Source organism: Fimbriimonadales bacterium, from assembly GCA_035559795.1.
Classification (GTDB): Bacteria; Armatimonadota; Fimbriimonadia; order Fimbriimonadales; family ATM1; genus DATMAR01.
Window position 1 is genome coordinate 311,432 of the sequence record DATMAR010000012.1, and the last position, 24,613, is coordinate 336,044.

Genomic DNA, 24,613 nt, shown 5'->3' on the forward strand with positions numbered 1-24,613 from the left:
GTTGACGAGAAGCAATAATTTTCTTGACGAGAGACAATAATACGACCGAAAAATGACAACGGAACAGCAAAACGAAAAGAAAACGACATGCGCGAAGCATCCAAACGTGGAGACTACGCTTCGCTGCAGTCGCTGTGAAACCCCCATCTGCCCGAAATGCGCTGTTCTTACTTCCGTCGGCTATCGCTGTCCGGATTGCGGAAAAGAAAAATCGGCTGTTTTGACTGTTCCTATCAATCTTTTGCTTCCCGGTTGTTTCCTTGGTTTTATACTTGGGTTTTTTGCGAGTTATTTCATTCCTCGCGCTTTTGGATTTTTTCTCATTTTCTTAGGAGCCATTGCAGGTGGATTGGTAGGAGAAATCGTCAGTAGAGTAATTCGCAGGAAATCGAGCATTTACGTTTGGGGATTTACGTCGCTTGGATTTTTCGTAGGGGCGATGTGGGAGCCGGTTCGTCGTGCAGTGTCTCAGCAAGGGGCGTTTCCCGGTTCTGCGCTCACAGACCAATGGGCACTGCTCTTCGCTTTGTTCGCCTCTGTCGCCGCTTGGGAGCGATTAAGATGACTTCTAACGAATTGGTAAAAAGAATAACGAGCACCGAAGAAAATGCCAAAAGTCAAATCGCTTCGGCATCAAGTGTCGCTGAATTAAAAACACTATATTCGAAATACCTCGGCGGCAAAGGTGAAATCCCGAAACTTTTGAAAGAACTTCCTTCTATCCCCCCCGACGAACGGGCAGGGGTCGGGAAACTCATCAACGAAACGAAAGGACGTCTCGAAAGCTTATTCGAAGAGCGCGAGAAGGAACTGCGACAACAAGAGGAATCGCAAAGGTTCGTCAAAGAAAAAGTCGATTTATCCTTCCCTGGGCGAAAGATTTCCGCAGGTCTTCCCCATGTTCTTTGTCAAACCTTCGAGCGAATCAAAAAAGCATTCATCGGGCTCGGTTTCGAATATTTCGAAAGCCCCGAGTTAGAAACATTCGAATACAATTTCGCGATACTCAACTATCCGCCCGACCACCCTGCGATAGACGAGCAAGATACGTTTTACATTGACGATGTTCGCCTCATGCGGACACAATGCACCGCATTTCAAGGAAGGGTTTTCGAAACGAAATCCCCCCCTTTTCGGGAATTCACGATTGGAAGATGCTTCCGTAACGACGCAGTCGATAGAACGCACAGTCACACCTTTCACCAAGTAGATGCTTTCATGGTAGACGAAGGTGTAAGCATGGCGCATCTCAAAGGGACTTTAGGAGCATTCGCACGAGCGATGTTCGGAAAAGACGTAAAAGTGCGTTTCCGCCCTGATTACTTCCCTTTCGTCGAACCCGGAGTGGATTATGCAATTTCTTGTCCTTTTTGCGGAGCACACGGATGTGCTGTGTGTAAACATACAGGATGGATAGAACTGGGGGGGGCAGGAATGGTTCATCCCTTTATTCTTCAACGATATGGCATAGATACCGAGCGCTTCACAGGATTCGCATTCGGTCTCGGCGTGGAACGAATCCCCATGATGCAATACCAAATTGACGATTTGCGGCTGTTCATGGAAAACGACATAAGATTCTTAGAGCAATTTATCGCATGAAAATCCCTCTCGAGTGGCTTTTAGAATACGTTGAAACCGATGCCTCGGCAGAGGAAATCGGTCAAACGCTCACGATGTTGGGCATCGAATTGGAAGGCATCGAAATCTCTCCATCAGGGGAAGTCTTAGACGTAAAAGTAACGCCGAACCGTGGAGATTGTCTTTCGGTTTTAGGAATTGCCCGCGAACTCGCCGCTAAAAATTGCGGAGTTTTCAAGCCGACCCAACTCATGCTCGATGCGGTTCGAGGGTGGCGAAAAGAGGATGAAGGGCGACCTTCACCGGCACAGGTCGAAATCTTAGAGCCCGAGCTTTGCCCCCGCTATGCAGCACGAGTTTTCGAAAACGTTCGTGTAACCAGCAGTTCCGAAAAAATACAGAAGCGGCTTCATGCTTCTGGTATGCGCCCCATCAACAACATCGTTGACATTACGAACTATGTGATGCTCGAATTAGGTCAACCGCTGCATGCTTTCGATATGGATTGCCTCGAAGAGCATCGAATCGTCGTGAGGTGCGCGAAACCGGGAGAAAAGATCGTTACGCTCGATGGAGTTGAGCGTGAACTGAAAGAGGATATGCTCATGATTTGCGACGCGAAACGCCCCGTCGCTATCGCAGGCGTAATGGGGGGGCAAGACAGCGAGGTTTCGGAAAAAACGAAACGAGTTTTATTGGAATCCGCGCACTTCAATCCCCGAAGCATCCGTAGGACGCGAAAAGCACTTGGACTTTCCACTGAAGCGAGTTACCGTTTCGAGCGTTTCGTAGACCCAGAAGGAGTCGTTCGCGCTTTGAATCGTTTTGCTGATTTGCTGGAAAGAGAATGCGGAATCACGCCGGTAGAAGGAGTTACCGACGTTTATCCTCGAAAGCCATCGGCGAAAAAACTTTTCGTAAGACCGGATAGATGGAACACGCTTCTGGGAATGGAGATTCCCGTCGCAGGAGCGGCGTCTATATTGAACTCACTGGGCTGCCGCGTCGAGGAACGCGAAAGGAAATTAGAAGTAACCCCTCCATCTTGGCGAGAAGATTTAAACATCGAAGACGACTTGGTAGAGGAAATAGGGCGAATCTACGGATTCGAAAACATTCCGGAAAAGCTCCCCGCGGGTTCCACCCCTCAAGGGGGGGAAGTCGAACTGGGAAGTTTCTTGACGATGGCGAGGAATGCTATGCTGAGACTCGGGTTCGTGGAAATCGTGACGCACACTTTTCGCCCCCCCTCTCCTTTGGACCCAGAATGTAAAAGCATCCATGTTCGCAATCCGGTATCGCCAGAGCTTTCCTTGCTCAGGCCTTCCCTTTTAGCCGGTTTGGCAGAGGTAGCAACACGGAATCGCCTAAAAACGATGCGGTTTTTCGAAATAGGAAGGATATTTCAAAACGATTCGGAGTTCCCTGCGTTAGCGATGATGCTTTCCGGAAATCTTTTAGAGGAACATTGGCAGCGAAAAGAATCCCCCCCTATAGATTTCTTCACATCGAAGGGAATGATCGAGGAACTTTGCAAAATCCTTCATCGCCCAATTTCTTTCGAAGCATCGCAAGATAAACGCCTTCATCCGTATCGGCAGGCATCTTTGATGAGCGCTTCTCGACGAATAGGCATTTTCGGACAACTTCTTCCACGACTGGCAGAAGAAATGAATTTACCGGATGAAACTTTCGTCGCTGAATTCGATTTGCTCGCCCTTTCGAAAGTTCCGGAATCGAAACCCATCTATCGTCCGTTTAGCCCCTTCCCTGCCGTTCGTCGAGATATTGCGATGAGCATTAGCAAAGAAATTCCCTATTCCGAAGTCGAAGCGCGTTTGCGAGAGGGAGCTGGAGAAGTTTTGGAAAAAATATGGCTTTTCGATGTGTACGAAGGACCCGGAATCGAAGAGGGACATCACAGTTTGGCGTTCGCTTTGGTTCTTCGCCATCCATCGCGCACGTTGACGGATGAAGAGGCGAACGAAATCCGGGAAAGAGCCTTTAGAAACGTAGAAGTTTTAGGAGCGAAGCGACGCTAACCAACGTGTCTTCATCGCCAACATTCCCGTGTCCGAATCATGTAAGTTCTTTATATTCCTCGAAAACATAAATCAACAACGTCGCAACGAATATCGCGAGAAATGCCATAGGAAAATAGAAATAATGCGTTAGCGGATGTTGAAATGCCATAGGGGAATATGTCCCCACCGCAGTAAGCAACCCGAATAAAGCAGGAAACCATACACGGCGTGCATTAATATACGCAACGACATTGGCGATTACTTTGACTAAACCCAACCAAAACACTTCTAAGAAAAACGTAGCGGCTCCCACTCCCATCGTCAATAAATTCCAAACCACTTCCCAATCGCGCTTTGCTGGGAAAAGCCAGTAAGACATATCTCGCACCCCGGAATGCCAAGGTCGAACAGCACGCAAATGATAAGGATGCGTCCAATCTAAAAACGTGCGATGAAGAACTAAATAAACGCCTGTCAACAACACAGGAACGATAAGCCAAATCCATCTAACGGGGACTTTTTGAATGTGCAATGCGATTGCGATTGCTATCATCGCCGGTGCTACGACGACACTTTGTTCATAACTCATAAACGAACCAATCAATCCGAACAAACTCAAAAACCCCCACCTCGCCTTTTTTTCTCTTTCGAACCTGGCATAGGCAGCCAAAGAAATAAGTGCGAAAAGCGTCATCACTGTCGCAGTTCGCCCCGGTGGCCATGCCATCGCTCGATAAGAAACTTCGCGAAATTCCATTTTGAAGAGTTCCAGACTCATTTCCCTTCCTATAAAGAAAATTACGCCTGCTAAACCGAACCATTTCCAAAAATCCTTCCTGCGATAAACGAAACCATAGACGACCATCACGCTGGCTAAAAGCGCTGCAATCTCCTGCCAAGGAATGTTTTCGAAAAGACTCGATTGCCATCCGGCAAATAAAACTCCACTAATTGCAGCGAGCGAATACTTGCGAAACACCTCCCAAATCATCCACACCGCCAAAAAACTACAGCAAACCGCAATCACCCAATTCGAGATTTTATATTTATTCAAGTCGTTATAAAATAACCAATTATCCAATTCGAAAACGAGCGTAGGTAGAGGCCGGTAAAAACCATTATACAAAGGCCAATCGCTTACGAACCATTTCCATGGATTCTTTTCTTTTCGGATGATGAGCAATAAAAATCGAGTATCGTGATTTTCATCGCTTTTGTCCCATTTTTCCCATGTAACTTCTCCCATATTTTCGTATTTCAACACCATCCCCAATCCCCATAAATTTATGGCAAAAACCAAAAGGAGCGTAAAAAACCAACGCCTTTCAGTAAAAAACGTGCTCCGCATCATGAACTGGCGTTATGCGTAATCCAAAGCCATTTCGAGGTCGCCGAGAATGTCTCTTACATCCTCGATACCTATGCTCATTCGAACCCCCCCTGGAGAAATCCCCGCTTTCTGCTGCTCCTCGGGAGGAATAGCGCTATGTGTCATCGAAGCGGGATGCTCGATGAGAGTTCGAACTTGCCCTAAACTAACTGCGAGCGTAATGCTCAAAGCGCTTTCTGCCAATTTGTTGATAAGTCGCACAGCTTTTCGATACGCGTTTTGCGGAGTACCCTTCAACTCGAAATAAATCATCGAGCCGGGGGCGAAATTGCCGTCTATATCTCGCATCTGTTCGAGCGCTAATTCATGTTGCGGAAAACTCTCCAAACTTGGATAACGAACCATGCCTACTTTCGGATGCAGTTCGAGAAATTCAGCAATCCTCTGTGCCGAGGCTTGTTGCCTCTCCATTCGTAGGGCGAGCGTAGGAAGTCCGTACACTAAGAAATCCCATGCCGCTTTCGGTGGTATCGAACCTCCGAAATCTTTTCGATAGATCAGCAAATCCGTCTCTTTGGAGCGTGGTCCAATAACAGCCCCCCCTAAATCTGCGCCGAATCCCCCGATGTTTTTCGTAAGACTATGCACCACGAAATCCATCCCCAACGTGATGGGGCGCTGACAAAAAGGAGTGGCGAACGTGTTATCCACAATGCACACGATTTTGTCTGCTTCGTTTCGTTTTTTATTGACTCGGTTAACTTCTTCAGCGACTCGTTGAATATCAATCAATTCGAGGGTGGGATTGCAAGGGGTCTCGAAGTAAACGACGCGTGTTTCCGGACGCACGACTTCTCTGAGAATTTCCGGTTTCGTCAAATCTACGAAACTGCTTTCGACTCCGAAACGTTTCAACCAGTGCGCAATCAAATTATAAGTGCAGCCGTAAATTGTTTTATGAGACACGATGTGAGTGCCTGCAGAAAGATGCACTCCTAAAACCGCGCTGATTGCCGCCATTCCTGTCGCAAAACTTACGCATGTCTCCCCCTTTTCTGCGAAAGCAAGAGTCTCTTCTAATAAACCTTGACATGGTTCATCCAAGCGACTGTAGATATAAATGGGATGTATCGTGCTTCGGTCGAGTTCGGGGTTTGCGTATTGTTGAAACCCTTTCGCACCGCGTTCCGCAGTTCTTAAGCGAAAAGCAACCGACGTCGTTAGCGGTGGGATGATATGGTCTTCGAAGTCCCATTTTTCTGTTCTGAATTTTCCGTGAATCAACACGGAGCGGTCACGATAATGTGTTTCCATAATGCCTCCTAAGGATTTTTTAGCCTACATTGCGTATTCTGCTCTATGATTTAACGCATCCGCTTGAGAGCTCGAAGAATGATATGACAAAATTCTCGAAAAGAGCAAAGGAATGCGAAAATACACTTTCGAACATCATTTCACACTCGAAGAGGCGAATGCCCTCCTCCCTAAATTGACAACCCTTCTTCTCCAAATTCAAGAGAACTTAGAAACTCTCAGAATCCAGCAAGAAAAGTCACTGAATGCCCTCCGCATCGCCTCGACGAACGGGGAACAGCACAAACCAGACGAACCGGACGCTCTCGAAATCATCCGCGGGTTGGCTGCGAAAATCGAGGATTACGGCTGTCTCATCAAGGATTACGGCACGGGGCTAATCGATTTTCCTCATCTTCTGGATGGCAGAGAGGTGTTTCTTTGCTGGAAGTTAGGAGAGCCGGAAATCCAGGCTTGGCATGAACTCGATGCAGGGTTCGGCGGTAGACAGCCACTGCCGGCTCGCCAAACGAAATCGAAAAAAAGAAAGGCTTAGGCTTTGGCTTTCGCGGCTACCGATGCCGAAGCGACTGTTCTGCCAATAACATTGGCAAAAACGCTCAGGTTTTCCATCATCTCGGCGAACGTTTGAGGGTCCAAGGTTTGAGCGGCGTCCGAAAGGGCTTCTCGAGGATTCGGATGCATCTCGACGAGAAGTCCATCTGCTCCTACGGCGACAGCCGCATAAGACATTGCTGGAACGTATCTTGCCACCCCTGTTCCGTGGCTCGGGTCTACGATGATGGGCAAGTGGGATTGCTCCTTTAGAACGAGGACGGCAGATAAATCGAGAGTGTTGCGCGTGTAACTTCTGTCTAAAGGATGCACTCCGCGTTCGCAGAGCATTACTTTCGAATTCCCTTGAGCAAGCACATATTCAGCAGCAAGTAAAAATTCATCGATCGTCGCTGCCGGTCCTCTTTTGAGCAAAACCGGATGACCACTCTTCCCTGCTTCGATAAGCAGCGGAAAGTTCTGCATGCTTCTTGCGCCGATTTGCAAAATGTCCACGTACTCGGCAACCGCACTGACCATATCGGGAGAAAGGACTTCGGAAACCGTTTTTATCTCCACCTCCCTTCCTACTGCTTGCATAATTTTCAGACCTTCTAATGCTAAACCTTGAAATGCATAAGGAGAAGTTCTTGGTTTGAATGCCCCACCCCGCAATATCCGAGCTCCATGTTTTTTCGCTATGATTGCGCTCTGTTTTAACTGCTCGTAACCCTCGATGCTACATGGTCCTGCCATTACGGTAATTTCTTTTTCACCGACTCTTACATCGCCAATTTCGACAATCGTGTTGTAAGGGTGAAACTCGCGCGAAGCCAGTTTGAACGAGCGGCTTACATGGGTAACCTTACTTACCCCCGGCAATATTTCGAGCTTTTCTGCGAGGGGCTGACGCACATCAGGAGGAATAGCCGAAGGTATCCCAACAGCCATAACACTGCCGGGCATCAACAGTGCTTCCAACGAATGCTTTCGAATTACCTCACAAACGGCTTCGATTTCCGCATCCGTTGCTCCTGGCTTCATCAAAACTACCATTTCGATATCAATCCTCTCTTTATCGCTCTCTTTTCATGCGGAAGAAAATTCCTCGCACACACGCCATAGAGCGCAAAAAATGTACGAGGTTTTATGCTACCACCTTATACAATTTGTATGCCAGAACTGACCGCTTTTCGATGGGTGGCAAACTAATTACCGTATCATTCTCGGGTCGAGCCTGTCTCTCAATCCGTCACCCACGAAATTCAAAGCAAGTATCGTCACGCTCAATGTAAGGCAAGGCCATAAAAGAAGAATTGGATGAGCAGCCAAATGTGCGCGTGATTCATTGATCATCGAGCCCCAACTGGGATACGGTGGCTGAATCCCTATCCCTAAAAAGCTCAAAGAACTCTCCGCAAGAATAATCATCGCCATTTCGACCATCGCCACTGCAGAAATAAGACCGAAAAGGTGCGGGAGGATGTGGCGAAAGACGATATGGGCGTGACCCGCACCTAATGCTCGTGATGCTAAAACGAATTCTCGTTCTTTAAGACTCAAAACTTGGTTGCGAACGAGCCTTGCGAGGCTTGGCCAGGCAACTACACCGAGGGCTGCGAATACCGGCAAAGCGGCTACGACTTTATCGGGAAGAAAGCCCAGCAATGGGATTCTTTGTGTAACGTCCGATGCTCCAATAACGCCGATAATTAGAATTGCTAACAAAATATCCGGAAAGGCAAACATCGCATCCGTAAATCGCATGAGAATGTTGTCGAACCATCGCGCTCCATAACCTGCTGCTGTGCCGATGAGAAGGGCGATGATAATCGCGCATAGTTCGACGGATACTCCGATACCCAAACTTACCCTTGCACCATACGCCAAACGAGAAAAAACATCTCGTCCCAATTCGTCTGTTCCTAACCAAAACTTTTCGCTCGGTGCTTCGAAAGGTCGTCCTACGGTTTGTGTCACATCATAACGCAAAGTTCCGAACAAGGCGAAAAGTAAAAGCAGAATTAAATAAATCGCACTTCCCCAAAAGACGACACTTCGAATCATTGTGCCCCCCCAACCCTTATTCGAGGGTCCAAAAGCGGGAGAAGCAAATCCACGATGAGATTGATGACAATAAAAGTAACCGCAAACAGAATTACAGTCGCTTGAATTACAGGATAATCGCTTTGCTGAATCGCTTTAATCGAAGCCAGTCCTAAACCCGGAATACCGAAGAATGTTTCGAGGATAAAAGAACCTGTTAGCAAAAAGCCCGTCGAAGTTCCTATCGCGGTAACAACGGGAACAAGGGAATTTCGAAAACCATGCAAAAATATGACTCGCCAAAAGGGAACGCCTTTTGCATAAGCGGTGCGAATGAAATCTTGACTCAGAGTGTCGATCATGCTTGCACGTGTCAGTCGCGTGACGATAGCCGCAGGACGCAAGGAAAGAATAAATACAGGTAACACGAGATAAGGCAGCGGGTCCCAAGCGGCATTTGGAGACCACATAACAGGAAGAACACTCAATCGAACTGCGAAAATGTAAACCAAAATAGGTGCGAGCACGAAACTCGGTATGCATATTCCCAATGTCGAAAAACCTACAGCCAATCGATCAATCCATCTATCGTGCCAAACTGCGGCAAGACCTCCAAAGAACACTCCGATAATCGAAGCGAGAAGAATCGCTAACCCCGCTAACATCGCTGTATAACCTAATCCTTGGAAAAGAATTTCGTTTACGGTTCTCGGTTGAAATAGAGACTGACCGAAATCCAATCGAGCAGCCCCGAACATGAATTCTCCATACCTTACGAAAAACGGTCGGTCGAGACCCATTTCCTTTCGAATTAATTCGATGGTCTCTTTCGTTGCTTTTTCTCCTGCGCGGAGCGTTGCGGCATCACGGGGGGCGAGTTCACCTGTGGCAAACGTAATCAAACTGATAAAGATCAAAGTAGGAATCGCCCACAACAAGCGCAGTGCGATATGTCGAAGCAAAGAGTGACGCCAAATGCGAGTGTGTTTAGGTTCGCTCATGGCTCAACATGAGAATCATTTACTCCGAATTACATCGGCATTGACGAGCGGCAACGGCCCCATTAACGAGCGTTCTATTCCGCTCACGTAAGGACGCAATAATTCCAAATCCCTTTGGAAATAAATCGGTACCCAAATCGCGTCTTCCACTGCAATCTTTTCCGCTCTTCGATAGAGTTCGAGACGTTTTTCAGGGTTTCCCATCATCCTATCCGCCGTATCGCAAAGCCTATCGAATTCAGGATTGGAATAGCCGAGTGTGTTTTCTCTCGCTTTCGAATGAAGCATAAAACTCAAAAAGTTTTGAGGGTCTGGATAATCCGCGTGCCACCTCAAATGGAAAAGCGGAAGTTTTCCATCAGCTCGTAATTTCAACAACGCCCCCCACTCCATCGGCTTTAAGTCTATTCTCACTCCCAGATTGTTGAGCAAATCCTGCTGGATCATTTGGGAGACGATTTTCGCATCGTGACGGTCCGCTCGGCAATACAATTGTAAGGGGGGGAGCCCTTTGCCATTGGGATAGCCCGCCTCTGCCAAAAGCGCTCTTGCCCGCTCGACATCGAAAGGATATCCGCGAAATTCTGGATTATAGCCAGGAATACCGGGGGGGATTATGCCTTCTGCTTTCTGATTTACTCCATCCAAACCGTCAGCGATAATTCTATCTTTATTAATCGCCATCGCGAAAGCAACCCGAACTCGCTTATCTCTAAAGGGGGGATATTCTCTAAGGCTAAAACCTAAATACCAAATTGCTGGACGGTCTACGATTTGCAGCATCGAGCGAAATTCGGGATGTTGATCTACCCATTTTTTGTCTTGACGCTCTAACTGCACCCAGTCCACTTCGCCAGCCTCGAAAAGTTGTCGCCTGGTTTGTGCATCTCCCGCTATGATTCTTCGCACCTTTCGAAGTTTTGGCGCGCCGCCATGATACTCATCGAAACGCACTAACTCTACGTATTGCGACTGTGCATATTCTCCTAATTTGAAAGGACCTGTGCCGACTACTTGTGCAGGGTTCGTTATCCGCTCCATCCCGATGGATTCTTTGTCTACGATGAAATAACACGGATACTCCAAATACATTATCCAATATGCTTTCGGCTCTTTGATGTGCACTCTAAGCGTGTAATCGTCCACGACTTCCACACCAGATATCGAATCCGTTTTTTTTGCACGAACATCTTCGAATCCCACCAAATCCATCATGTAACCATCTACGGTGGGGCTTTGAATTTCAGGATTTGCGGCTCTGTCCCAAGAATATTTCACATCGTGCGCAGTCATCTCCCGACCCGAATGAAACTTCACTCCCTTTTTGAGATAAAAAGTATATGTTTTTCCGTCTTTCGAGATTTCCCATCGTTCCGCTAAATTCGGCACGACTTCGGTCTTCGTATTCCACTTCACCAGTCCTTCATAAATCTGTTGCAGAACGTCTATCGTATCCCCGTCCTCCACCGCGGCAGGGTCGAGCGTCGTCGGGTCGTTGGGAATCGGATAAATCAAAAGGTGGTCTTCTTTCGAGTACCCGCCTCCTTCTCTTCTGCAACCAGCAAAAACTGCAAGTAGGAAGGCTATAAGTCCAAAAAGGGCAAGGCTCGAAAGGAATTTCATAACGTTCTTCATGTCTTTCTATCCTACCTTCTCATTTTTCTTCTTTCTGTCCGTTTTGAAAGGAACTAATGCAGGTAACGCTTCGGAAAGAAGATAAAAGCTACCCGTAACCAAAATAATTTCTCCCTTTTGCCAATCCTCGCAGGCTTTCGCTAATGCTTCTTTCGGTGAAGAATACTGCCTTGTTTTAGTCCCTTCGATCCCTGCTTCTCGTGCAACGCTAAGTAACTCTTCCATACCCATTGAGCGCTCGTTCTCCATTGTCGTGAGGTATAGGCACTTTATCTTGCGACTGAATGCACTTAATGTTTCTCTGGAATTATGCCCGAGCGAGGATGAGAACACTAACCGAATCTTTTTTTCTGGAAAACATTCTTCGATGGATTGCATGACTTGCTCGGCGGCTTGTGGGTTATGCGCGCCATCCATGAGAACGAAGGGTTCTTCGCATACGACTTGCATACGCCCAGGAAGGCACACTTTTTTCAAGCCATCGATCAATGCCTTTTCCGAATAAACAATTCCCGATGCGTCCAAAGCACCGACGGCTACTGCCATATTCCTCGCTTGAAAACTGCCTAATAGATTCGTATACAGTCCATCATGACGAGAAACCGGTGTAAACACACGGTAATGTTCATTCGCTTTTTCGAGAACGATTTCCTTTCCCAACTGCCAAAAGAGAGCGTTTCTATCTTTCGCAATTTCCTTTATCGTTTTTTGCGCATTGGGATTCGTCGCTCCGCATACGCAAGGGATGCCAGGCTTGATGATCCCCCCCTTTTCTCCTGCGATCTCCTCTATGGTTTCGCCCAAATATTGCTGATGGTCGAGTCCGATTTCTGTGATGATCGAGATCACAGGTGTTACGACATTCGTCGCATCCAAGCGTCCTCCTAAACCCACTTCGAGACAAACATAATCGCAAACCATCTTTTTCCAAAACAAAAAACCCATAGCGGTTTTGAATTCGAATTCCGTGGGACCGCCTAAAGAAGTTCCTTCCATTTTTTCCGAAACCGGCTTCAATAACTCTGTCAAACCCGCTACTTCCTCGGTGGGGATGAGTTCTCGATTGATTTGAATTCTTTCTCGGAAATCGAATACATAGGGAGAGTAAAACCCCCCCGTGCGATAACCTGCTTCCGTCAATATCGATTGAAGCATTGCCGTAACACTTCCTTTCCCATTCGTCCCCGCGACATGCAGAAATTTTAAGTCTTCATGGGGATTTCCTACGCGTTTTAAGAACTCTTGCATGCGGTCTAAGCCCAAACGCCACCCTCGTTTCTTCAAGGAACCGATATAGGAAAGTGCTTCGGAATAGTTCACAGGTGTTCGAGTGCCGCTCGATAATTTTTCGACTGAACTCACCTCATAAGGTTGCCCCCACCAACCGGATTTTCGCAATGCGCTCGATAACCTCACGAACGACCTCACCGTCTTTATCTCCCGGAATCGTTATGCTCATCCGAACATAGCCTTCTCCGTATTTCCCATACCCCGTTCCCGGAATCACTAACACCTTCGCTGCCTTCAATAATCTTTCAGAGAATTCCATCGAAGACTCACCATTCGGAATCCGCGCCCAAATGTAAAACGTTCCTTTCGGTTTTTCGATTTTCCATCCGAGCGCATTCAAACCATCCACGAGGATGTCACGACGTTTTTTATAAAGTGCGAACGTTGCCTCGTTGTTACCATGCTTCAAAGCGTAAACCGCTGCCTCCGCAATTGCAGGGAATTGTTTGCTGTCTATATTGTCTTTCAAACGACTCAAAGCGAATATCGCATCGGGATTGCCGCAAGCCCAACCGATTCGCCATCCCGTCATATTGAACATCTTGCTGAGAGAATGAAATTCGACTACGCAATCCTTCGCGCCTTCGACTTGCAAAAGTGAAGGGGAACGATATCCGTCATAAGTCACTTCGGAATATGCCATATCGCCAATTAAGAGAATGTCGTATTCCCTACAAAACGAAACGATTTCCCGATAAAAATCTGAATTTGCGACTGCGCCAGTGGGATTATTCGGATAGCAAACAAAAAAAAGTTTCGCTTTCTTCGCAACATCAGAAGGAATGTCTTCCAATTTCGGTAAAAAATGATTTTCTGCTTTCAATGGCAAATCGTAAATATCAGCACCACACATGGCGGACTGAATACGATAAACGGGATAAGAAGGGCTCGGGACGATCACGCCATCGTCTTCGTCTATGAACGCCCAAACGATATGCGCCAAGCCTTCTTTGCTGCCGATAACCTCGAGCATTTCCGTAGAAGGGTTCAAGGAAACCCCGAAGCGTTTTTCGTACCATTTCGCTGCCGCTTCTAAAAACGGAAGCCATCCGCGTGCAGACTCGTCATATCGGTGTGTTTCAGGTTTTTTTGCGGCATCCTGTAACGCTCTCACGATAGGCTCTGGTGTGGGTTGGTCTGGGTCTCCGATGCCGAGGTCAATAATTTCTTCGCCTCGGTTTTGCATTTCTCGTTTGATACGCGAAATCTCCGCGAATAAATAAGGCGGGATTTTTTCTATTCGTCTCGAATGCTTCGGCATACCTTCAGTTTACCGAGTTTGCGATTTCTTCGTCATTTCTGGAAGGAAGAAAGCAGGGAGAAAAGCCTATCGACTTTGCGATGGTAGGACTGAAGCTCTTCCCTTTATGAGGAAGAAATGTGAAGATGTTATTTGTTAGATTAGACCGCTTTCGCCAGAGGGATAGGTCAACTCAACGTTTCGAAATCACGCCATCTAAACTCAATTTACCCCCCCCGAAAAAGAGAAAACCCAAAGCGACAACCCCATAAAGCATCGCCATCTCTTTTTTCTGAAAGGGATCAGCCCCGTGAACCATAAAATACGCAACCGCCATATTAATCACGATAGATAAAGCCGCCAATCGCGTCAAAAGACCTACCGCTAACAATGCCCCACCCAAAAATTCTGCTAACGCTGAACACCACGCAAAAAATTCCGGGACAGGAAAACCTAAATTCCCGACACCTTCGATGAATTTCGCATTCGGGGGGAGTTTTCCGAGACCGTGCGCCAGCATCAACGTTAGGCCGAATGCGAAACGAATAATAAATGCTCCGAACTCCCCAACGAGTGAATTCGCTCCAGAACCACCGAAAAGCAAATTATGAAGTTTCATAGCACCCAGTATCCCCTAAATCCGTCATAGCGTGTCTTATCGCTACGGCTTCGATCTTCCTTCTTAGAGGATAATTGAAAATTTTCTCAAAGTCCCAGTTCTTTCCAAATACTATCGATGCGCTTCTTTACGTCTTCCGACATCGTTATCAACTTCGGCCATTGGCGAGGATAGCCTTCCGAAGACCATTTATGTGTGCAATCGAACCCTATCTTCCCCCCGAATGCAACGAGGTTGCTCGCATGGTCTAAATGATCTAAAGGTCCTTTCACGATGAGGGAATCTCTCTCCGGATCGCAATTGGCTCCGATGCGGAATAGAACATCACGCAAATCTTGTACATTTACATCTTCTTCGAAAACGAAAATGAACTTCGAAAACATCAATTGCCCCAATCCCCAAAGCGCATTCATCACTTTGAACGCATGACCCGGATAGCGCTTTCGTATTTTTACGAATGCCATATTGTGAAAACACGCTTCCACCGGAAGGTTGATATCCAAAACTTCGGGTAGCGTCAAACGAATCAATGGCAAAAAGATTCTTTCGATGGCTTTCCCGATATATCCATCCTCCATGGGGGGGATTCCTACAATCGTCGCAGGATAGACAGGCTTCTCGCGCATCGTGATGCACGTAACGCGCATTACGGGAAACGGTTCTGGCATCGAATAGTAACCGGTGTGGTCACCGAAAGGACCTTCCATTCGTAGTTCTTTCGGGTCAACGGTTCCTTCGATGACGATTTCGGCATCGGCAGGAATCATCACGTTTACCGTCTTCGCCTTCACCAAACAAGGAGGAGATTTTCTCAAAAAACCTGCAAAAAGCATCTCGTCTATGGCAGAGGGTAAAGGGGCGACGGAAGAAAAAAGATAAACCGGATCCCCCCCTAATGCTACTGCAACTTCGATCTTTTGTTTCTTCTCCTCTGCCAAGCGAGCATGTTCGGCGCCAACCTTATGCATCTGCCAATGCATCCCCACCTCTCGTTTATCGTAAACTTGCATTCGATACATTCCCACGTTTCTTTTCCCTGTATTCGGGTCGTGCGAAAAGACCATCGGCAAAGTGATAAACGGACCTGCATCCTCAGGCCAACATTTCAAAACCGGCAAACGCGTGAGATCTGCCTCATTGCCCATAAAAACGACTTCTTGACATATTCCTTCGTTTATGGTTTTCGGAATCGCTTTTGCGAGTCGAAGGATTTCTAAAAACTTTTCGATTTTTTGTGAGAGTGTCGTTGGAATATCCGGCTGAAGCGTTCGCGCTAATTCATCTGCGATTTCCTGCACGTCGTTCACGCCTAATGCCATGCTCATCCGTTTTCGAGACCCGAAGACGTTAATTGCTACGGGAATATCGAATCCCTTCGGGTTCTCGATGAGAAGCCCTGGCCCTCCATCAGGTCTTTTCATACAGCGGTCGGCGACTTCGGTGATTTCTAAATGAGGGCTTAGGGGATAAGAAATGTGACGAAGTTCACCTGCGGCGTCCAATGCGCGCAGAAAATCCTGAAAATCGCGATACATTTACCGAAAGATACCGTAAACGTGCTGAAAGGAATGGGGAACCGGTAACTTAGACGCTTTACAGAAAACGCAGGATGATGTGATACACGAACACTACACCCATCACGGTGTTCGCTATTCGCATGAGCGCTTGTACGTAAGGCTTATCCCAGATTTTGTAGGCTGTGCAACAGACGAGCAAGGTAAGGCTCAATTTTACGAATTCGAACAGCCCTTGGGAATGAAACCAGCTCAATGCGGGGTTAAGTTCTAATGCGCCTTCCGTGAGTGCGGCTAGGGTAAATCCGTAATCGAGCAGGCTCAAGACCGCATAAAGGAGGATAGCACTCGGAACGCCCCTGCGAAAATGGTCTGCCAAGCGTTGAGGAAGGCTCATTGCAGTTGCCATTGACTTTGTTGTATTTCCGTGTACCACATTTAGGTTTAGATGCGTTATGTGAGAATGCGGGGATGTGTTAGACACCTATTGCCTCTAACAGGTAAAAACACAGGAGGATACGATTCGGAGAGGTCGCATAGTGGACTAGTGCGCCGCACTCGAAATGCGGTGAGGGCTTCACGCCCTCCGTGGGTTCGAATCCCACCCTCTCCGCCAGTCTCGCTGAGAGTGGTGCATAATCGTAAACACCAAATAACATGAATAAACGCAGGCTAGAACTTTCAGCCAAGGAAACAGAATTCTGGGCAACACAATTCATGACATCAGGTCAAGGGTTCAAACTGTGCTAAGTTTGTCAAAGCACTTTTGATTAATGTAAGTACAATGTCTACACAACGAGACAAAATAGTTAAAAAAGCAAAAGAGATTTTATAAAATTATCCTAATGGGATTAGATACTCTGAATTATTCAGACAAATAAAAAACCAATTACCCGAAATACCAGAAAATACAATACACGGCAACATTTGGGATTTAGATAAAAGAGTTCGTGAAATAGCGAAACCTGAACGTGGAATATTTATATTAAGGAAATACCTAAAAGAGGACATAGAGACAAAATTAGATGAAGTAGAAAAACCTGTTAGAGGAACATCTGAAACTGCTTTCTATAATTCATTCGCCGACTATTTAGTTAAAGATTTAGGGGAATGCACAAAAGCTATATCACTAGGTGGAAATAAATTTGGAGACAAATGGGGGACACCTGATGTTTTAGGAATATATAAGTTTTCAGAAACCGACCCAATACGACCACCTATCGAAATTGTAAGCGCAGAAATAAAAATAGATACTAATCAACTAGTTACTGCGTTTGGCCAAGCATGTACGTATAAACTTTTTTGCCATAAAGTCTATCTTGTTATCCCAAATGAAGCAGAAAAAGATATCGGAAGGATTGAATCTCTTTGTTCGAGATTTGGCATAGGACTAATCCTTTTTGATAAAAACAATCCTCAAAATCCAAATTTCGAAATCAGGACTAGAGCTATGAAAAGCGAGCCTGATTATTTTTATGTAAATGAATATTTAAGAAGATTAGGTGAAGATTCCAGGAAATTATTCTAAAAGAATTTGCCTGTTTCACCCGATAATGGCAGCAGTGCAAGTAAAACCTCGGCGTTCGTATAAAAATCTACTGTGGGAAAAATTGTTTTAATTTCATGCGCTAGTAAAAAGTTGCAACGCAAAGCGAAGGCAAAAGATTTATATATAAGTCCTTTGTTTAAGATGAACTTAGCGTTTGCTTATTCTCTACAGCCGAATAAGATTTATATTCTCTCTGCAAAGCATGGTTTAGTGGATTTGGAACAAGAAATTGAGCCTTATGAGCAAACGCTAAATGAGATGTCCGTGCAAGAAATTAAAACTTGGACAGAAAAAGTGAAGCGACAGATGAAAGGGAGAATCGACTTTGAAAATGATGAAGTTGTTTTTCTTGCGGGGGAAAAATACAGAAAATATCTTTTGCCTTCTTTCCGTAAAGCCAGAGTTCCATTAAAAGGGTTGCGTATCGGAGAACAACTTCAGTATCTCAAAAATAAAACCGGCCATGCAAACTGACAGCAACAAAATCCATAATTCCCCTTTAGGCGAAAAAGAAATCCCCACTCAAGGGGAGACGGTAGGAAATGGGTTTCGAGGAATTTCGTTCGCGGAGGCTCGAGAAAAATCGATTCGGATTCTAAAATCTATCTTGGATTGAAAAATGATATAATAACAACATGAAAACGCAAAAAGGAGTAAACGTTCCTGATGATTTTGCTCGGGAACTTCAGAAAAACGCGAAAGCCCTCGCTGCGTTCGAGGCAATGCCCCCTTCGCACCAACGAGAGTACATCGGAGCAATCGAAGAAGCCAAGAAGCCCGAGACGAGGCAACGAAGAATCGCTGGCGCAATCGAGGCGATTCTCCAATGGGAAACAGAACGACAAAACCGCAAAAAATAAAATAAAACGAATCCTTGTTAACGAGTTAGTGAAACAAGTTCTATTAGACGGCACTGCCATCTATTAGACGGTAATGTCATCTATGTTATCTATCAGACGGTAATGTCACCTATTATACAATAACGTCAATCGAAAATCCGTTTCACATCGAGGAACAAAACAGAAATCAACAAAAACGCTAGCATAGCGATACCTACGCGACTCAGCATTTCTTGAGTCTTGAAAGAAAGACGCTTGCCCCCCCGCAATGCCTCTATGAGAACGACCAGCAAATGCCCACCATCGAAAATCATAGGCACCGGAAGCAAATTAATCAACCCTATGGAGAGGCTGATAAGAGCCGTCACAGTAGCGATAGTCTCTACCCCCGATTGAACAGCCCCCCCGACGATTTGGCCGATACTTATAGGACCTCCCACTTCGTCTGCGACTCTTCGCCAGTTGATGATCGTCCCGTACGTGTTGATAATCACTTGCCAAGACCGTTTCGTCGCCAAATATGCCGACTCCCTGAAACCGACATCCACCCTTTCAATCTTATAAAGCGCGCCAATCCATCCGACATTTCCTCGTTTCAGCGTACCGTCTGGATTCAACTCCGGGTCTCCATCCGGTCCGATGATCATCATGTTTTCTCGAAGAACGGGTTCTAATGAGAGAGTTAAGCGTTTGCCATCGCGTTCGACAACTACTTTGAGTGTTTTTCCCGGCGAAGAACGTGTAACGACCAAAAAGTCATAAAAATTCGATATCGGTTTCCCATCCACGCTAATCAACTTGTCCCCTTCTCGAAGTCCTGCTTTATAAGCAGGAGAAAACATCTCTTGCTTCGTTTCGGGGTCTTTGTATTTTTCCAAAACTGCGCCGATAACCGGTTCTTTTGCAGGTCTTGCGTCGCCGAATGCCCACAAGGTGAGAAACAACACAAACCATCCGAAGAGTATGCTAAAAAGCGGTCCTCCGAAAAGGACGAGGGCGCGAGAACCTAAACCTTTCGAATAAAAACCTCCTTCGATGCGCGTCTCGCTCGCATCGGGTCGAGGTTCCATTCCCTTGATTTTCACGAAGCCACCTAATGGCATGAATGGATGCATCGTGATTTCCATGCCGCTCCGAGTTCTCCCCAACACGAAGCGTCTCCCTACAGGAAGCCCTAAAATACAAAACTCCTCCACCTCCATACCTCTCCACCTGGCGAAAAGGTAATGCCCGAGTTCATGGGCGACTACTATGGCTGTGATTACTAATAAGAAGACGAAGATTTGTAAAAGAATCACGGGCAATAATTATACTGTTTTATAGACCATCTTTATCGAGTCGATAGTTCCAAAATCATTCGTTGACACCAAGAAATTATTTCCCGAGTAAAGAAACGCTGTTGCTTATTCCCAGCAATTTCATCAACTTTAGCGCGTTCGGTGGTGCAGCGCCTGCTGCGTCGTTATCGAAGAAGACATAAACTTCTTTGCCTTCCTCGAGCCAAACGTCGATTTTCTTAGCCCAGTTACGAAGTTCTTTATCCGAATAGGAGGAGACATACGTTTGTTCGTGGCCGTGCAAACGAATATAAACCAAATCCGTCGTTACCGCCTCCCACATGGGCCAATCTTTGGCATCGGAAATCACATTTGCCAAACCATATCTTTTCAGACAATTTGCCGTTTCATCGTCGAACCACTCTTTGCGTCGGAACTCGAGTGCATGACGGGTTGATTTCCAGGCTTTCAGAGCCTCTGCAAAGCGTATTAGTTTCTCGATATCTTTTCGCAAACTTCGCGGCATTTGCCATAAAACGACAGCGAGTTTTTTCCCTAACCCCGACGCGCGAGATTTTTCGAGTTCGATACTCTCTTCTGGTGCCTCTAACTTTTTATTGTGCGTAAGAAAGCGATTCCCTTTGATACAAAATCGAAACTCATCGGGGGTTTCTTCCGCCCAACGCTCGTAGGTTTCTTTTTTCAATAAGTGATAAAACGACGCATTCACTTCGACCGCTGGAAAAATCTTTGCGTAATGGCTCAACCACTTACTTTTAGGTACGCCTTTATATAAAATATCCTTCCAATGGTCGTATTGCCATCCACTCGTTCCCACGAAAGCGCGAACTTTTTTCTTACGCAAGATTCTCCTTATAGGATTGACAAGTTTCGTTTACGTTTTTAGAATTTTTAGAAAAAATCTCATCCTTTGATCGTGATTATTGGAACTAACTTTGCGACTGTTTTGGAGATGTTCGCTTTATCTGCGGCTTCCACGACTTCGCTCACATCTTTATAAGCCTCTGGCGCTTCCTCAGCGACTCCGCGCATCGAAGGGCTGCGAATCAAAATACCGCGTGCCTCGAGTTCTCTTACGACTTCTTGACCCTTCCATTTTTTCAAAGCCTGAGAACGACTCATACTGCGCCCGGCACCATGGCAGGAAGAGCCGAACGACAATTCCATTCCCTTTGCAGTGCCGACGAGAATGTATGAACATGTACCCATCGAACCTCCGATCAAAACCGGTTGCCCGATGTCTCTAAAAACGGGTGGTAAATCAGGATGACCTGGTCCCCATGCGCGCGTTGCGCCTTTGCGATGAATATAAACCTCTTTCATCTCACCGTCTACTTTATGCCGCTCCACTTTACAAGTGTTGTGTGAAACGTCGTAAAGCAAACGCAATTCTGCGTTCGGTACAACTTCCGAAAACGCTTTTCTCGCTAAATGCGTTATCACTTGGCGATTTGCTAACGCAACGTTAATCGCTGCACGCATTGCACCTAAATATTTTTCTCCTTCCGGAGAGGTAATCGGAGCGCAAGCCAACTCGCGGTCCGGCAATTCGATTCCGTATCTTTGCGCCGCTTGAAGCATTTCTCGCAAATAATCCGTTCCAATTTGATGCCCGAGACCACGCGAACCGCAATGAATGCTCACCACAATATCTCCCTCTTCGATGCCGAAGGCTTTTGCAACCGCTGGATGATAAATTTCAGCGACCTCTTGAACTTCCAGATAATGGTTTCCAGAACCGAGAGTGCCGACTTCATCACGCATACGGTTCTTCGCTTTTTCGGAAACATTCGCCGGCACTGCACCAGGAACTTTTCCGCGTTCTTCGATGCGTTCTAAATCTTCAGGCTTTCCGAAACCGCGCTCTACCGCCCATTGCGCACCACCTTGGAGCATTCTGTTTAGTTCGACGTCATCCAGACGAATTTTTCCCGTGCTTCCGAGTCCGGCAGGGATGTCACGGAACAAAGTGTCCGCCAACTGGTATTTGATTTGCTCGAGTTGTTTTCTTTTTAGACCCGTTTGCAAGCATCGAACCCCGCAAGAGATATCGAAGCCGACACCTCCAGCGGAAACGACACCCCCCTCTTTCGGATCGAAAGCGGCTACTCCTCCAACCGGAAAACCATATCCCCAATGCGCGTCGGGCATAGCCATGGATGCTTTTTGAATTCCGGGCAACGTTGCTACATTTACGACTTGTTCGTAAACCTTATTGTCCATTGCGCGAACGAGTTCTTCGGTTGCAAAAATAATGCCCGGAACCCGCATTTTTCCATGCGGTTCAATCATCCACTCATTTTCGCCGACTTGTTTTAATTTTTCGAGTTCCATTCGATTTTTGAAATCCGAACACAAGAGGCAATGTGCTTCTATACTTTTATACGTCTACGACACTTTTATACGTCTACGACGCATTCGGCAATCCAAAGGCCATTTTCGTCTTGTTTCACCCGCAGAGCGGTGTACGTCGCGCCTTTTATCTCGACAGCTGGGTGATGTTTTTCTACTTTAATGTTTTCGCCCCATGCCTTTGCGCTAAGCGCACTGTCATGAATTTCCACTTCGTATTTCCCGAATATCATGTTCCGGATAGACATTTCATAAACCAACGCATTGAGCCATTCGAAAAGAAGAAGTTCTTTATCAGGTGCGCTACACTGTATTTCAACGCACGTCTCTTGGGCAACATCGTTCGGGTCGGTAATCACCGCAGTCAGTGCGAGGGCGGCTTGTTCGAAAGCCTGATTTAGGCTTGGGGCAATTCCTCGTACTCCGATGTCAGCTTCGTGCGAAAAATGCTCCCAGCGTGGTTCAGACACGTCAGCCTATCCCTTGGACGATAGATTTGAAGCGTTGCCACTCTGTGGCATTCCAAATTTCCGTCGTTGCATGCCCGAAAGTTCGCACGATAACGGCAACCTTCGCGGCAGTCTCAGAATCAGGCGCAGTGAAAATATCGAGATAGTCACAAGGACCCAGAATTGCGTAACTCGAAACCCACTTCACCTCCGGGCATTCTTTTTCGATTTTTTCGACGACGGCTTTTTCGAGGTCAGTAAGAGTCTTCGGGTTTTTCACTGCCTCGGGAGAAAGCCGAGTGAGCATCACATAGGTTTGCATGAATTCCTCCTTTTACAAGGGTTCCCAACATTTCTACTATATCTTTTTTACGTCTCTTTTACGCATGATGCTCTAAAGAATCGGCTCGAAATGGGCGGTGAAATGCCTAAGAAAGCGCGGCTCTTTCACGATTCTCAGTCCTTTTTGGCGTTCACGCTCGGAGAAAATCTCCGCAATTACTTCTCCTACGTAATTCACATGAGATTGGGTGTAAACCCTTCGAGGAAGGGCAAGGCGGACTAGTTCTTGTCGCGCGGGAATTTCTTTTCCCGTTCGTGGGTCACGTTTCCCGAACATCACACTCCCGATTTCGACTGCTCGAATTCCTCCATGAACGTATAATTCGCAAACCAATCGTTGTGCCGGAAATTCGAGGGGGGGGATTTGAGGATAGAAGCGCTTTGCGTCTATATAAACGGCATGCCCTCCAGGAGGCATAACGACGTTCACGCCGGCTTCGATGCATTTATTCGCCAAATAACGAGAACATGCCAGACGATATTCCAAATAGTGCTCGTCGAGAACCTCATCGAGCCCCACCGCGAGCGCTTCCAAATCTCGGCCTGCCATTCCGCCATACGTGAGAAAGCCTTCGGTTAGAATTAATAAGTTTCGCGCCTCTTCTGCGAGACTGCTATCGTTCAATGCAAGAAAACCACCTATATTTCCGAAACCGTCTTTTTTCAAGGAAACCGTCGCCCCATCCGCATAGCGAAACATTTCTTGCGCGATCTCTTTCGCGGTTTTGTTCTCGTATCCAGGTTCTCGCAGTTTGATGAAATACGCGTTCTCGGCAAAGCGACAAGCATCCAGAATAAATAAAATCCCATTTTCACGCGCAATTTCCGAAACGGCTCGAATATTCGCCATGCTCACGGGCTGTCCCCCACCGGCATTATTCGTTACCGTAAGAAGGATTGCAGGGATATTCTCTGGTTTATATTTGCGAATATATTCCCTCAGAGCATCTACGTTCATATTCCCTTTGAAAGGATAAGAGGAATCTAAATCTTTCGCCTCTTCGATGACGAGGTCGTCTGCGGTTGCACCGCTGTATTCGATATTGGCGCGCGTGGTGTCGAAATGGCTATTGTTGGGAAAATACTTCCCTTTCCCGCCGATTAATGTAAACAAAAGTCTCTCCGCCGCTCTTCCCTGGTGTACGGGAATCACATTTTCGAACCCTGTAATTTCTTTGACTTTTTCCTCGAAGCGATAATAACTTTTGCTACCTGCATAACTTTCGTCACCTTCCATTATCGCCCCCCATTGATAGCTCGACATTGCGCTCGTCCCGCTGTCCGTCAGCAAATCAATGAGGACATCATTGGAATGCATGAGAAAGGGATTGTAATAGGCATTTTCGAGAATACGCTCGCGTTCTTCTCTCGAAGTGAAACGAACAGGCTCGACAACCTTGATACGAAACGGCTCGATAATTTCTCTCATGGCGAAGATTTTGGCGAATTTCGTGCGCTCTATGTTGCCAAATGGTTCTTTGGGAAACCTCGTAATTTTGCCTATCACACTTTCGCTGCTTCACGGAACTCTTTCTCTGTGACAGCAAGACGGTGAGGCACGGCACTAGAAAGAAAAGGTTTACTCGACGAACAAGAATTTGGTCTCATCAGAAGGGCACTAAGAGGGGTAACACGAAGAGGGGACCCGCATGATAT

At 46.5% G+C, this 24,613-nt stretch carries 23 protein-coding genes and 1 tRNA gene; 7 read left to right on the top strand and 17 right to left on the bottom strand.

Annotation, left to right across the window (positions count from 1 at the left end; genetic code table 11):
* Positions 1 to 52 precede the first annotated feature (52 nt).
* The 3 genes from VNK96_08520 to pheT are packed head-to-tail and all read left to right on the top strand — an operon-like array spanning position 53 to position 3,623.
* Positions 53 to 565 (top strand): B-box zinc finger protein, encoded by a 513-nt coding sequence (locus VNK96_08520; GenBank protein ID HWP31746.1) that lies wholly within the window; start codon positions 53 to 55, stop codon positions 563 to 565.
* On the top strand, positions 562 to 1,602 hold the full coding sequence (gene pheS, locus VNK96_08525) for a phenylalanine--tRNA ligase subunit alpha (GenBank protein HWP31747.1): 1,041 nt from the start codon (positions 562 to 564) through the stop codon (positions 1,600 to 1,602). Before VNK96_08520 ends, pheS begins: the two co-directional genes overlap by 4 nt.
* Positions 1,599 to 3,623, top strand: coding sequence for a phenylalanine--tRNA ligase subunit beta (gene pheT, locus VNK96_08530; GenBank protein HWP31748.1), 2,025 nt, complete (start codon positions 1,599 to 1,601; stop codon positions 3,621 to 3,623). The genes pheS and pheT overlap by 4 nt, the downstream gene beginning before the upstream one ends.
* A gap of 37 nt (positions 3,624 to 3,660) precedes the next feature.
* Here pheT and VNK96_08535 read toward each other — a convergent pair whose 3' ends face one another.
* Together VNK96_08535 and VNK96_08540 are read right to left on the bottom strand one after the other, a co-directional pair.
* Positions 3,661 to 4,956, bottom strand: coding sequence for a hypothetical protein (locus VNK96_08535; GenBank protein HWP31749.1), 1,296 nt, complete (start codon positions 4,954 to 4,956; stop codon positions 3,661 to 3,663).
* A gap of 9 nt (positions 4,957 to 4,965) precedes the next feature.
* Positions 4,966 to 6,249 (bottom strand): aminotransferase class I/II-fold pyridoxal phosphate-dependent enzyme, encoded by a 1,284-nt coding sequence (locus tag VNK96_08540; GenBank protein ID HWP31750.1) that lies wholly within the window; start codon positions 6,247 to 6,249, stop codon positions 4,966 to 4,968.
* Between the two features lie 112 nt (positions 6,250 to 6,361).
* Here VNK96_08540 and VNK96_08545 point away from each other — a divergent pair, with 112 nt between their 5' ends.
* Positions 6,362 to 6,784, top strand: coding sequence for a DUF2203 domain-containing protein (locus tag VNK96_08545; GenBank protein HWP31751.1), 423 nt, complete (start codon positions 6,362 to 6,364; stop codon positions 6,782 to 6,784).
* Here the strand turns inward: VNK96_08545 and aroF are convergent.
* The 9 genes from aroF to VNK96_08590 all read right to left on the bottom strand — a co-directional run bounded on the left by aroF (position 6,781) and on the right by VNK96_08590 (position 16,537).
* On the bottom strand, positions 6,781 to 7,839 hold the full coding sequence (gene aroF / locus VNK96_08550) for a 3-deoxy-7-phosphoheptulonate synthase (protein HWP31752.1): 1,059 nt from the start codon (positions 7,837 to 7,839) through the stop codon (positions 6,781 to 6,783). The genes VNK96_08545 and aroF overlap by 4 nt on opposite strands.
* A gap of 156 nt (positions 7,840 to 7,995) precedes the next feature.
* The gene (locus VNK96_08555) at positions 7,996 to 8,850 is read right to left on the bottom strand and encodes an ABC transporter permease (GenBank protein HWP31753.1); all 855 of its coding nucleotides are present in this window, start codon (positions 8,848 to 8,850) and stop codon (positions 7,996 to 7,998) included.
* Entirely contained in the window at positions 8,847 to 9,830 is a 984-nt protein-coding gene (locus tag VNK96_08560; GenBank protein ID HWP31754.1) for an ABC transporter permease, read from the bottom strand. Before VNK96_08560 ends, VNK96_08555 begins: the two co-directional genes overlap by 4 nt.
* Positions 9,831 to 9,845: 15 nt before the next feature.
* Entirely contained in the window at positions 9,846 to 11,465 is a 1,620-nt protein-coding gene (locus VNK96_08565; protein ID HWP31755.1) for an ABC transporter substrate-binding protein, read from the bottom strand.
* Positions 11,466 to 11,471: 6 nt separating this feature from the next.
* Positions 11,472 to 12,893: a folylpolyglutamate synthase/dihydrofolate synthase family protein gene (locus VNK96_08570; GenBank protein HWP31756.1), complete on the bottom strand. Its 1,422-nt coding sequence runs from the start codon at positions 12,891 to 12,893 to the stop codon at positions 11,472 to 11,474.
* Positions 12,829 to 14,016 carry an LL-diaminopimelate aminotransferase gene (locus VNK96_08575; GenBank protein HWP31757.1) on the bottom strand — a complete coding sequence of 396 codons (1,188 nt, stop codon included), beginning with the start codon at positions 14,014 to 14,016 and terminating at the stop codon, positions 12,829 to 12,831. Before VNK96_08575 ends, VNK96_08570 begins: the two co-directional genes overlap by 65 nt.
* 172 nt (positions 14,017 to 14,188) lie before the next feature.
* On the bottom strand, positions 14,189 to 14,614 hold the full coding sequence (locus tag VNK96_08580) for a DoxX family protein (GenBank protein HWP31758.1): 426 nt from the start codon (positions 14,612 to 14,614) through the stop codon (positions 14,189 to 14,191).
* Between the two features lie 86 nt (positions 14,615 to 14,700).
* A complete protein-coding gene (locus VNK96_08585) occupies positions 14,701 to 16,149 on the bottom strand; it encodes a menaquinone biosynthesis decarboxylase (GenBank protein HWP31759.1) in 1,449 nt (482 codons plus the stop codon).
* A 58-nt stretch (positions 16,150 to 16,207) separates the two neighbouring features.
* Positions 16,208 to 16,537 carry a DUF5658 family protein gene (locus VNK96_08590; protein ID HWP31760.1) on the bottom strand — a complete coding sequence of 110 codons (330 nt, stop codon included), beginning with the start codon at positions 16,535 to 16,537 and terminating at the stop codon, positions 16,208 to 16,210.
* A gap of 116 nt (positions 16,538 to 16,653) precedes the next feature.
* Here VNK96_08590 and VNK96_08595 point away from each other — a divergent pair.
* From VNK96_08595 to VNK96_08605, 3 genes are all read left to right on the top strand, one after another.
* A tRNA-Ser gene (locus VNK96_08595) sits at positions 16,654 to 16,744 on the top strand.
* Between the two features lie 984 nt (positions 16,745 to 17,728).
* Entirely contained in the window at positions 17,729 to 18,151 is a 423-nt protein-coding gene (locus tag VNK96_08600) for a hypothetical protein (GenBank protein ID HWP31761.1), read from the top strand.
* 161 nt (positions 18,152 to 18,312) lie between these two features.
* Positions 18,313 to 18,537 carry a YdeI/OmpD-associated family protein gene (locus tag VNK96_08605; GenBank protein ID HWP31762.1) on the top strand — a complete coding sequence of 75 codons (225 nt, stop codon included), beginning with the start codon at positions 18,313 to 18,315 and terminating at the stop codon, positions 18,535 to 18,537.
* Between the two features lie 125 nt (positions 18,538 to 18,662).
* Here the strand turns inward: VNK96_08605 and VNK96_08610 are convergent, their stop codons facing one another.
* The 6 genes from VNK96_08610 to VNK96_08635 all read right to left on the bottom strand — a co-directional run bounded on the left by VNK96_08610 (position 18,663) and on the right by VNK96_08635 (position 24,386).
* Entirely contained in the window at positions 18,663 to 19,814 is a 1,152-nt protein-coding gene (locus VNK96_08610; protein HWP31763.1) for a M50 family metallopeptidase, read from the bottom strand.
* Positions 19,815 to 19,890: 76 nt separating this feature from the next.
* On the bottom strand, positions 19,891 to 20,658 hold the full coding sequence (locus VNK96_08615) for a DUF72 domain-containing protein (GenBank protein ID HWP31764.1): 768 nt from the start codon (positions 20,656 to 20,658) through the stop codon (positions 19,891 to 19,893).
* 59 nt (positions 20,659 to 20,717) lie between these two features.
* Positions 20,718 to 22,148, bottom strand: a complete 1,431-nt coding sequence (locus VNK96_08620) for an RtcB family protein (GenBank protein ID HWP31765.1) — start codon at positions 22,146 to 22,148, stop codon at positions 20,718 to 20,720.
* Positions 22,149 to 22,213: 65 nt separating this feature from the next.
* Positions 22,214 to 22,636, bottom strand: a complete 423-nt coding sequence (locus VNK96_08625) for an archease (GenBank protein ID HWP31766.1) — start codon at positions 22,634 to 22,636, stop codon at positions 22,214 to 22,216.
* A 1-nt stretch (position 22,637) separates the two neighbouring features.
* Positions 22,638 to 22,937, bottom strand: a complete 300-nt coding sequence (locus tag VNK96_08630; protein HWP31767.1) for a GYD domain-containing protein — start codon at positions 22,935 to 22,937, stop codon at positions 22,638 to 22,640.
* Between the two features lie 72 nt (positions 22,938 to 23,009).
* Positions 23,010 to 24,386 carry a tryptophanase gene (locus VNK96_08635; GenBank protein ID HWP31768.1) on the bottom strand — a complete coding sequence of 459 codons (1,377 nt, stop codon included), beginning with the start codon at positions 24,384 to 24,386 and terminating at the stop codon, positions 23,010 to 23,012.
* Positions 24,387 to 24,613 lie beyond the last annotated feature (227 nt).

Coding starts and splice junctions, on each gene's coding strand:
- VNK96_08520 (HWP31746.1), top strand. CDS start 53: ATGACAACGGAACAGCAAAACGAAAAGAAAACGACATGCGCGAAGCAT.
- pheS (HWP31747.1), top strand. CDS start 562: ATGACTTCTAACGAATTGGTAAAAAGAATAACGAGCACCGAAGAAAAT.
- pheT (HWP31748.1), top strand. CDS start 1,599: ATGAAAATCCCTCTCGAGTGGCTTTTAGAATACGTTGAAACCGATGCC.
- VNK96_08535 (HWP31749.1), bottom strand. CDS start 4,956: ATGATGCGGAGCACGTTTTTTACTGAAAGGCGTTGGTTTTTTACGCTC.
- VNK96_08540 (HWP31750.1), bottom strand. CDS start 6,249: ATGGAAACACATTATCGTGACCGCTCCGTGTTGATTCACGGAAAATTC.
- VNK96_08545 (HWP31751.1), top strand. CDS start 6,362: ATGCGAAAATACACTTTCGAACATCATTTCACACTCGAAGAGGCGAAT.
- aroF (HWP31752.1), bottom strand. CDS start 7,839: ATGGTAGTTTTGATGAAGCCAGGAGCAACGGATGCGGAAATCGAAGCC.
- VNK96_08555 (HWP31753.1), bottom strand. CDS start 8,850: ATGATTCGAAGTGTCGTCTTTTGGGGAAGTGCGATTTATTTAATTCTG.
- VNK96_08560 (HWP31754.1), bottom strand. CDS start 9,830: ATGAGCGAACCTAAACACACTCGCATTTGGCGTCACTCTTTGCTTCGA.
- VNK96_08565 (HWP31755.1), bottom strand. CDS start 11,465: ATGAAGAACGTTATGAAATTCCTTTCGAGCCTTGCCCTTTTTGGACTT.
- VNK96_08575 (HWP31757.1), bottom strand. CDS start 14,016: ATGCCGAAGCATTCGAGACGAATAGAAAAAATCCCGCCTTATTTATTC.
- VNK96_08580 (HWP31758.1), bottom strand. CDS start 14,614: ATGAAACTTCATAATTTGCTTTTCGGTGGTTCTGGAGCGAATTCACTC.
- VNK96_08585 (HWP31759.1), bottom strand. CDS start 16,149: ATGTATCGCGATTTTCAGGATTTTCTGCGCGCATTGGACGCCGCAGGT.
- VNK96_08590 (HWP31760.1), bottom strand. CDS start 16,537: ATGGCAACTGCAATGAGCCTTCCTCAACGCTTGGCAGACCATTTTCGC.
- VNK96_08605 (HWP31762.1), top strand. CDS start 18,313: ATGAAAACGCAAAAAGGAGTAAACGTTCCTGATGATTTTGCTCGGGAA.
- VNK96_08620 (HWP31765.1), bottom strand. CDS start 22,148: ATGGAACTCGAAAAATTAAAACAAGTCGGCGAAAATGAGTGGATGATT.
- VNK96_08630 (HWP31767.1), bottom strand. CDS start 22,937: ATGCAAACCTATGTGATGCTCACTCGGCTTTCTCCCGAGGCAGTGAAA.
- VNK96_08635 (HWP31768.1), bottom strand. CDS start 24,386: ATGAGAGAAATTATCGAGCCGTTTCGTATCAAGGTTGTCGAGCCTGTT.